Origin of the sequence: Pseudomonas sp. BMS12 (assembly GCF_001592875.1) — a bacterium.
Taxonomy (GTDB): Bacteria; Pseudomonadota; Gammaproteobacteria; order Pseudomonadales; family Pseudomonadaceae; genus Aquipseudomonas.
Genome location: NZ_LSOF01000010.1, coordinates 36,438 through 43,381, shown reverse-complemented (window position 1 = coordinate 43,381; position 6,944 = coordinate 36,438). Strand labels below are relative to the sequence as shown.

Here is a 6,944-nt window from a genome sequence, read left to right as displayed (position 1 = left end):
CCAGGCCCCGCGGGCCGTGCTTGCCGGCCAGCACGGAAGTGACCACGCGCTGCCGGGGCGGCAGCGGCGGCGCCTGGTGGATCAGGCCGATGCGCGCGCGCAGGCGCTGGCGGGCGCCGGCGGAGAGCTGCCAGGGGCGTTCGTCGAGCAGTTCGACCTCGCCACTGCTGGGCGCCAGGGCGCTGGCCAGCAGGTTGAGCAGGCTCGACTTGCCGGCCCCGGACGGGCCGATGATGGCGACCCGCTCGGCGGCGCCGATGCTCAGGTCCACGCCGCGCAGGGCGTGGACTCCGTTGGCGTGCTGCAGGGTCGCCCGGGTCAGGCGCAGACTCATTTCAGCAGGTCGGCGGCGCGCGCGGCGTCCTCGATGCCCTTGTAGTTTTCCGGCGCGGTCTCGATGAAACGCGAGGCTGCCTGCAGGTCGAGGATCGCCTTGTGCTCCGGGTTGGCCGGGTCGAGGGCGAGGAAGGCTTGTTTGATCTTGGCGGTCAGGGCCGGATCGAGGGTGCCGCGCACGGTCCAGTTGTAGTCGTAGTAGGCCGGAGTGGTGGCGAAGACCTTGACCTTGCTGGTGTCGACCTTGCCGGCGGCGACCAGCTTGTCCCACACGCTGGCGTTGAGCACGCCGCCATCGACCTTGCCGGCCTGGACCCAGGCAGCGGTGGCGTCATGCGCGCCGGAGTAGCCGATGCGGCTGAAGTAACTTTCCGGCTTGATGCCGTCCTGCAGCATGAAGTAACGCGGCATCAGGCTGCCGGAGGTGGAGGAAATGGAGCCGAAGGCGAAGGTCTTGCCCTTGAGGTCGGCCAGCGATTTCACGTCCGGGTTGGCGGTGATGAACTTGCTGGTGAACTGGGCGTCCTGCTCGCGCTGGACCAGCGGGATGGCATTGCCGGTCTTCAGGCGTACCTGGACGAAGGTGAAGCCACCCAGCCAGGCCAGGTCCAGACGGTCGGTGGCCAGGGCTTCGACCACGGCCGGGTAGTCGGCGACCGGGACGAATTCGACCTTCATGCCCAGCTCTTTTTCNAGGTAGGCACCCAGCGGCTTGAACTTGCGCAGCAGCTCGGTGGGGGCTTCGTCGGGGATGGCGCTGACTTTCAGCACGTCGGCGGCATGCACCAGGGTGGCGGACAGGGACAGGGTGAAAGCGGCGGCTAGCGCCAGGGTGCGCTTGAGCATGAAGATTCTCCGGTTCAATAGCGGAAAAGGTTCGAAGTGGCAGGGCCAGTGGCCGCGCCTCGTCAGGTTAGTAGAACGGCGGCGATTATATGGGCGCAGGCTTGAAAGAACAGCTTTGCTAGAATCCGCCGCCTGTTTTCCGTAATTGCCGAGTGAGTTCGATGAGCGAACCGATCCGCCTGACCCAGTACAGCCACGGTGCCGGTTGTGGCTGCAAGATTTCCCCCAAGGTGCTGGAAGTGATCCTCGCCGGTAGCGGCGCGCAGAATCTCGACCCCAAACTCTGGGTTGGCAACGCCTCGCGCGACGACGCCGCGGTGTATGCGCTCGACGACGAGCGCGGCGTGGTCTCCACCACCGACTTCTTCATGCCCATTGTTGATGATCCCTATGACTTCGGCCGGATCGCCGCGACCAACGCGATCAGCGACATCTACGCCATGGGCGGCGACCCGCTGATGGCCATCGCCATCCTCGGCTGGCCAGTCAACGTCTTGCCGCCGGAAGTGGCGCGTGAGGTGATTCGTGGCGGCCGTGCCGTGTGTGACGAGGCGGGCATCCCGCTGGCCGGCGGCCACTCGATCGACGCCCCGGAGCCGATCTTCGGCCTGGCCGTCACCGGCGTGGTCAACAAGCAGCACATGAAGCGCAACGACAGCGCCACGGCCGGCTGCAAGCTGTATCTGAGCAAGCCGCTGGGCATCGGCATCCTTACCACCGCCGAGAAGAAGGCCAAGCTGCGCGAGCAGGACGTGGGCCTGGCGCGCGACTGGATGTGCACTCTGAACAAGCCCGGTAGCCGCTTCGGCAAGCTGGCCGGCGTGCGGGCGATGACCGATGTCACCGGTTTCGGTCTGCTCGGCCACCTGGTGGAAATGGCCGATGGCGCGAATCTCACCGCTCAGCTGGACTACGCCGCCGTGCCGCGCCTGCCGGGGGTCGACTACTACTTGGCCGAGGGCTGCGTGCCCGGCGGCACCCTGCGCAACTTCGACAGCTATGGCGAGAAGATCGCGCCGATCAGCGATGCGCAGCGCGACCTGCTGTGCGACCCGCAGACCAGTGGCGGCCTGCTGATTGCGGTCGATGCGGAGGGCGAAGCCGAGTTTCTGGCCGTGGCCGTCGAGCTGGGCTTGAGCCTTGCGCCTATCGGCCAACTGGTCGAGCGACAGACCTACGCGGTAGAGGTGCTGTGATGCGCGACAACACGGCCGACTACCGCGAACTCTTCCTCAACGATGTGCAGATGATGGATATGCGTGCCCCGGTGGAATTCACCAAGGGCGCCTTTCCCAATGCCACCAGTCTGCCGCTGATGACCGATGTCGAGCGGCAGAAGGTCGGTACCTGCTACAAGCAGAAGGGCCAGCAGGCGGCCATCGAGCTGGGCCACCAACTGGTCGGCGGCAAGGTCAAGGCCGCGCGCGTCGAGGCCTGGTCCGCCTTCGCTCGGGCCAACCCGAACGGCTACCTGTACTGCTTCCGTGGCGGCCTGCGCTCGCAGATCGTCCAGCAGTGGCTCAAGGAAGCTGGTATCGACTACCCACGGGTAATCGGCGGCTACAAGGCCATGCGTACCTTCCTGATCGAGACCCTCGACAGCGCCGTGGCCGAGTGTGACTTCGTGGTGGTCGGCGGCATGACCGGCACCGGCAAGACCGAGGTAATCGCTGCCCTGGATCACAGCGTCGATCTGGAAGGCCACGCTAACCACCGTGGTTCCAGCTTCGGCAAGCGTGCCACCGGCCAGCCGGCGCAGATCGATTTCGAGAACCGCCTGGCCATCGACCTGCTCAAACGCCGCGCGCGTGGCCAGCAGCAGTTCGTACTGGAAGACGAGAGCCGCCTGATCGGTACCTGCTCGCTGCCCCTGTCACTGCACCAGGGTATGCAGCAGTACCCCATGGTGTGGCTGGAAGACAGCGTCGAGGGGCGTGTGGAGCGCATCCTCAAGGACTACGTGATTGACCTGGCCGCCGAGTTCATCGGCGAGCATGGCGAGGAGAGCGGCTTCAGCCTGTTCGCCGAGCGCATGCTGCAGAGCATGGACAATATCCAGAAGCGCCTGGGCGGCGAGCGCCATGCGCGCCTGCGCGCCATCCTGCAGCAGGGGCTGGAGGAGCAGGCGCGCAGCGGCGCGGTGGACACTCACCGCGGCTGGATCGAGGGCCTGTTGCGCGAATACTACGACCCGATGTACGTCTACCAGCGCGAGAGCAAGGCTGCGCGCATCGAATTCGCCGGCGAACAGTCGGCCGTGCTGGACTACCTGCGCCAACGCGCACCACGGAGCAAGCCATGAGCCTGAAGAAGCATACCGATGCGCTGGACTGCACCGTCTACCGCCCGGACGAGAACGATCCGGACGCCGAGGAACTGGAGCTGGGCGACGCCCGCATCCTTATCGAAGGTGCCTTCGAGGCACCGGCCGAATGGGATGCCGTCGAGCGCGAGGAGTATTTCGATGACAGCGACCCGGCACTGTTCTTCAACGCCCGCATCGAGTGCGAGGCCAAGGCCGATAGCGGCGAGTACTTCGTCGCCGAGCCCGGCGACTACGTGGCGGTGGTGCGTGGCCTGAAGGTGGAGATGTATTACGTCTACGACCGTGCCGATGCCAGCTATGTGCTGATTCGCGACGATCAGCTGGATTGAGGGCTAGGGCTCAGCGCGCCTTGCGTGGGAGCGGCTGGGTGGTACTCCGGTTCTGCACAGCGCTTGTGCTGCCTGCATCGCGGTTGAAGCCGCTCCCACAAGGAGGGTGCGGGTGAGCTTTGGCGCAGGGCTTCGTCGTGTTAAGGCTCGCCCCGGTGACGCAGTCGCAGGGCACCCACTGCGTTTCAAGCGCTTTTCGTGGGGCGGTTGGGCGGCACTCCGCTTTAGCCGCGATCAGGGGCAGCGACTGTGCCGCCTGCCTCGCGGCTAAAGCGGAGTGCGGTTCAGCCGGTTTCGGATTGCATTCGGTACGGCACTGGCCTGAGCGCAGGCTCCCTCACCCCGACCCTCTCCCGGAGGGAGAAAAGCGGCTATGCCGCCGTCAATTTGGTCTCGCTTAAATGAACAACGCCGCCTGTGGGCGGCGTTTTCGTTCAGTCCTGGCAGACTCGGGCAATCGCTGCGGCCAGATATTCCAGGCGATCTTCCGCCATCCCCGCCACGCTGGCCCGGCCGCTATTGACCAGATAGACGCTGAACTCCTCACGCAGGCGCGTCACCTGCTCGGCCGTCAGTCCTGTGTAGGAGAACATGCCGCGCTGCTGTGCCACATGGACGAAGTGTTCGCTCAAGCCATGCGGGCGCAGGGCTTCGACCAGGCCAGCGCGTAGATTGGCAACACGTTGGCGCATGGCATCCACTTCTGCAGTCCACAGGGCCTTCAGTTCTGCATCGCCGAGAATCTCTGCCACCACGGCAGCCCCGTGGGAGGGCGGCGTGGACCACAGGCCGCGGGCCAGCAAGGCCAGTTGGCTGCGCACGTCGACCAGCTTGTTGGCGCTGTCGGCGCGCACGATCAGTGCGCCGGTACGCTCGCGGTACAGGCCGAAGTTCTTCGAGCAGGAGCTGGTCACCAGCAGTTCCGGCAACTCGCTGGCGAACAGGCGCACAGCAAATGCGTCCTGCTCCAGGCCGTCGCCGAAGCCCTGGTAGGCGAAGTCGACCAGCGGCAGCAGCTCGCGTGCCTTGACCACGGCCAGCACGCGCTGCCAGTCGTCGGCGCTCAGGTCGAAGCCGGTCGGGTTGTGGCAGCAGGCGTGCAGCAGCACCACGTCGCCGGCCGGCACGCGCTGCAGGGCGTCGAGCATGGCGTCCACATTCAGGCGGTTGTCGGCGCCGACATAGGGGTAGTGCTCGACACGCAGGCCGCAGGCGGCGAACAGGGTCTCGTGGATCGGCCAGGTCGGGTCGCTCAGCCAGATGCTGCGTCCGGGCAGATTGCGGGCGATAAATTCGCCCGCCAGGCGCAGCGCGCCGGTGCCGCCTGGCGTCTGGGTGGCGCCGGCCAGTTGCTCGCCGAGCAGGGCGTTGTGCTCGCCGAGGACCAGTTGCAGCAGGCGTTCGCCGAATTCCGGGGCGCCGTGCCCGCCGATATAGGTCTTGGTGGTTTCGCCATCGACCAGGCGCTGCTCGGCCAGCTTCACCGCGCGCAGGATCGGTGTCAGGCCGCTGGCGTCCTTGTATACGCCGACGCCCAGATCGACCTTGGCCGGGTTGGGGTCGGCGCGATAGGCGTCGAGCAGGCCGAGAATGGGGTCGCCGGGTACGCGGGCGATGGCGGCGAAATGGCTCACTTGCGACCCTCGGCGGCATTGGCCAGCACATCGGTGCGCGCGGCCATGATGAAATCGTTGCGGTGCAGGCCCTTCATCTCGTGGCTCCACCAGGTCACGGTGACCTTGCCCCATTCAGTGAGCAGGGCCGGGTGGTGGCCGACTTCCTCGGCGATGGCGCCGACCGCATTGGTGAAGGCCAGGGCGTGGCGGAAGTTCTTGAACAGGTACTGGCGCTCCAGCTCCATATGGCCGTCGCGCACTTCGATGTTCCAGTCGGGGATCTCGCGGATCAGGCTGGCCAGTTCTTCTTCCGACACATGCGGCGCGTCGGCGCGGCAGGCTTCGCATTGGGCTTGGGCAAGGCTGGTCATTTCGGGCTCCTTGGGAATTCGTGGGCTTGGATATCTGCCCCTCTCTACCGTGACTGAGAGAAGGGAGCTTAGTTCTAGGCCGCCTTGGGCGGAAACTTCGGTGCGTGCAGGCCGAGCTGCATGGCTCGCTGCACCATGCCCATGATGTCCTCATGGGCCAGCTCGAACAGGCGCTTGAGCTCCGGCAGGACGAAGTACAGCGGCTGCAGGATGTCGATGCGATAGGGAGTACGCATGGCTTCGAGCGGATCGAACGGCTGGTGTTCTGGCTCGTTGGAGAGGCTGTAGACCGTCTCCTTCGGCGAGGAGAGGATGCCGCCGCCGTAGATGCGCCGGCCCTGCGGGGTATCAACCAGGCCGAACTCGATGGTCATCCAGTACAGCCGCGCCAGGTATACGCGCTGCTCCTTGGTCGCGGCCAGGCCGAGCTTGCCGTAGGTGTGGGTGAATTCGGCGAACCAGGGGTTGGTCAGCAGCGGGCAGTGGCCGAAGATCTCGTGGAAGATGTCCGGCTCCTGCAGGTAGTCCAGCTCCTGCGGGGTGCGGATAAAGGTGGCGACCGGAAAGTGCTTGCTGGCCAGCAACTCGAAGAAGGTCTGGAAGGGGATCAGCGCAGGCACTCGCGCGACCTGCCAGCCGGTGGTGGCGGCCAGCACCCGGTTGACCTCGCCGAGCTGGGGAATGCGCTCATGGGGCAGGCCGAGCTGTTCGATGCCGTCCAGGTACTCCTGGCAGGCACGGCCCTCGATCACCTTGAGCTGGCGGCTGATCAGGGTGTTCCACACCTGGTGCTCGCTTTCCGGGTAGTCGATGAAGCCATCGGCATCCGGTTCCCGGGCCACGTACTGCGTGCCTTTCATGCAGGCCTCCCGCTGGGGCTGTTGTTCTTGTATGGGACAAGGAATAACGCCAGGGGCTCACGGCATGAAAGAGGCGGGAGAGGGTGGTGCGGCGGCGAGTACCCGTTCTTGCGTAAAGTTTTGGTTACGACTTTGCCAGGCTGGCAGATATTCGGCTTGTTGCTGGCGCTGACTGTCACATATTCTTGACGGAAATCGACGGCCGCCTTGCGAAACATCCGGCCGTGACCCAGCCATAACCACAATTACGGGTCCCAATC

The 6,944-nt window shown here is 65.5% G+C and carries 7 protein-coding genes and 1 pseudogene; 3 read left to right on the top strand and 5 right to left on the bottom strand.

The features are described from left to right. Both AYB31_RS10510 and AYB31_RS10505 read right to left on the bottom strand, forming a co-directional pair. A pseudogene (locus AYB31_RS10510) lies at positions 1–334 on the bottom strand (ATP-binding cassette domain-containing protein); the annotation flags it as partial. Further along, positions 331–1,182, bottom strand: a complete 852-nt coding sequence (locus tag AYB31_RS10505; protein ID WP_068828399.1) for a putative selenate ABC transporter substrate-binding protein — start codon at positions 1,180–1,182, stop codon at positions 331–333. The gene AYB31_RS10505 and the pseudogene AYB31_RS10510, both read right to left, overlap by 4 nt. Before the next feature lie 161 nt (positions 1,183–1,343). Between AYB31_RS10505 and selD the strand changes: the two genes are divergently transcribed. The 3 genes from selD to AYB31_RS10490 are packed head-to-tail and all read left to right on the top strand — an operon-like array spanning position 1,344 to position 3,837. Next, positions 1,344–2,378, top strand: a complete 1,035-nt coding sequence (selD, locus tag AYB31_RS10500) for a selenide, water dikinase SelD (RefSeq protein ID WP_068828397.1) — start codon at positions 1,344–1,346, stop codon at positions 2,376–2,378. Then, complete coding sequence (gene mnmH, locus AYB31_RS10495; RefSeq protein ID WP_068828395.1) at positions 2,378–3,484, top strand: tRNA 2-selenouridine(34) synthase MnmH; 1,107 nt, start codon at positions 2,378–2,380, stop codon at positions 3,482–3,484. The genes selD and mnmH overlap by 1 nt, the downstream gene beginning before the upstream one ends. Continuing rightward, complete coding sequence (locus tag AYB31_RS10490) at positions 3,481–3,837, top strand: hypothetical protein (RefSeq protein ID WP_068828393.1); 357 nt, start codon at positions 3,481–3,483, stop codon at positions 3,835–3,837. Before mnmH ends, AYB31_RS10490 begins: the two co-directional genes overlap by 4 nt. A gap of 434 nt (positions 3,838–4,271) precedes the next feature. Here AYB31_RS10490 and AYB31_RS10485 read toward each other — a convergent pair whose 3' ends face one another. The 3 genes from AYB31_RS10485 to phhA all read right to left on the bottom strand — a co-directional run bounded on the left by AYB31_RS10485 (position 4,272) and on the right by phhA (position 6,684). Then, positions 4,272–5,471: an amino acid aminotransferase gene (locus tag AYB31_RS10485; RefSeq protein ID WP_068828392.1), complete on the bottom strand. Its 1,200-nt coding sequence runs from the start codon at positions 5,469–5,471 to the stop codon at positions 4,272–4,274. After that, complete coding sequence (locus AYB31_RS10480) at positions 5,468–5,824, bottom strand: 4a-hydroxytetrahydrobiopterin dehydratase (RefSeq protein ID WP_068828390.1); 357 nt, start codon at positions 5,822–5,824, stop codon at positions 5,468–5,470. Before AYB31_RS10480 ends, AYB31_RS10485 begins: the two co-directional genes overlap by 4 nt. A 74-nt stretch (positions 5,825–5,898) precedes the next feature. Further along, on the bottom strand, positions 5,899–6,684 hold the full coding sequence (gene phhA, locus AYB31_RS10475) for a phenylalanine 4-monooxygenase (RefSeq protein ID WP_068828388.1): 786 nt from the start codon (positions 6,682–6,684) through the stop codon (positions 5,899–5,901). Positions 6,685–6,944 lie beyond the last annotated feature (260 nt).

Excerpts from the sequence above, each read along its gene's own strand:
- selD (WP_068828397.1), top strand. The coding sequence starts at position 1,344 with ATGAGCGAACCGATCCGCCTGACCCAGTACAGCCACGGTGCCGGTTGT.
- mnmH (WP_068828395.1), top strand. The coding sequence starts at position 2,378 with ATGCGCGACAACACGGCCGACTACCGCGAACTCTTCCTCAACGATGTG.
- AYB31_RS10490 (WP_068828393.1), top strand. The coding sequence starts at position 3,481 with ATGAGCCTGAAGAAGCATACCGATGCGCTGGACTGCACCGTCTACCGC.
- AYB31_RS10480 (WP_068828390.1), bottom strand. The coding sequence starts at position 5,824 with ATGACCAGCCTTGCCCAAGCCCAATGCGAAGCCTGCCGCGCCGACGCG.
- phhA (WP_068828388.1), bottom strand. The coding sequence starts at position 6,684 with ATGAAAGGCACGCAGTACGTGGCCCGGGAACCGGATGCCGATGGCTTC.